This is a genomic window from Vibrio sp. Vb0667 (genome assembly GCF_033391095.1).
Genome location: NZ_JAWPOL010000367.1, coordinates 1 through 1,077, shown reverse-complemented (window position 1 = coordinate 1,077; position 1,077 = coordinate 1). Strand labels below are relative to the sequence as shown.

Annotated in this window: 1 protein-coding gene; it reads right to left on the bottom strand. The window is 46.8% G+C overall.

The features are described 5' to 3' along the window. Positions 1-50: 50 nt before the first annotated feature. Positions 51-908: a DMT family transporter gene (locus R8269_RS25970; protein WP_318223008.1), complete on the bottom strand. Its 858-nt coding sequence runs from the start codon at positions 906-908 to the stop codon at positions 51-53. Positions 909-1,077 lie beyond the last annotated feature (169 nt).

Genomic DNA, 1,077 nt, shown 5'->3' with positions numbered 1-1,077 from the left:
AGTCATAGGGTGTTCCTCATTTCCTTTCCTGAAAATATAGAACTCAAAAGCTAGATTTTTCTTTCAACTAACTTTGTCTTTTTTGCTTCCCAGTGCGTGATGAATGCAATCGACGCCACAATAATCGCAGCGCCTAGCCACAAACGACCAGGAGGCACCCATCCAAAGACCATCCATCCAGCCAGCACATTTAAAGGCAGTTTAGCGTGATCGAAGGGTTGAACGAAGGAAGCGTCCGCAACTGCGTAAGCTTTCACAATCGCCCATTGCGCTAATGCTGTTAGTGCACCAGCAAAAAGAAGGATCAGCCAAATAGTCCAGTCACTAGGCATGGTAAAGCTTGGTATCGCTAGCACAATATTGAGAGGCGTGATCAGTAACAACAAGTAAACCACCATGGTAGACGGTGGATCGTTTACCGACATCTTTTTCACCATCAAAGAATACGCCGCCCAAAAGAAGGCCGCCCCAACAGGCAATAGAGTTGCCCAAGTGAAGGAGTCTGACCACGGCTCTAAGATGATCATGGCACCGATAAAGCCAGTTAGTGTGGCAAGCCAGCGTGCGGTGCCCACTTTCTCTTTCAAGATAAGCCCTGAGCCTACGGTCGCAAACAGCGGAGAAGTCATTAGCAGCGCAATGCCTTGCCAAATCGGAACAGGGTAAGCGAGCGCCCAAAGCCACAGTTGGATACCGATAACAGAGAGAAAAATACGAAAAGCGTGCCAGCCAAAATGTTGAGTTCTCAAAGAGCGTCGGATGCCTAGCGTTCTTAGATAAGGAAGAATAACGAACAACGCGATCGCGTATTGAAACAATGCAAAAGTGGTGGAAGACACACCAAAGTGGATGCTTGCGATTTGGGCAAAGCTATTCACGATGGCGAATGCCAATCCTGCAGTTAGCATCCAAGAAGCACCTTGAACAGGATGATGATTCAATTGAATATTTCCGGTTTGAAAGAGGTAGACGGATAATACGTCCTAAAGCTTTTTGCGCAAATAAAAAAATGCCTCCCAGAGGGAGGCGACATTACCAATTCAAAGGACGTGCCTGTTATAACAGGTACAAAGAACG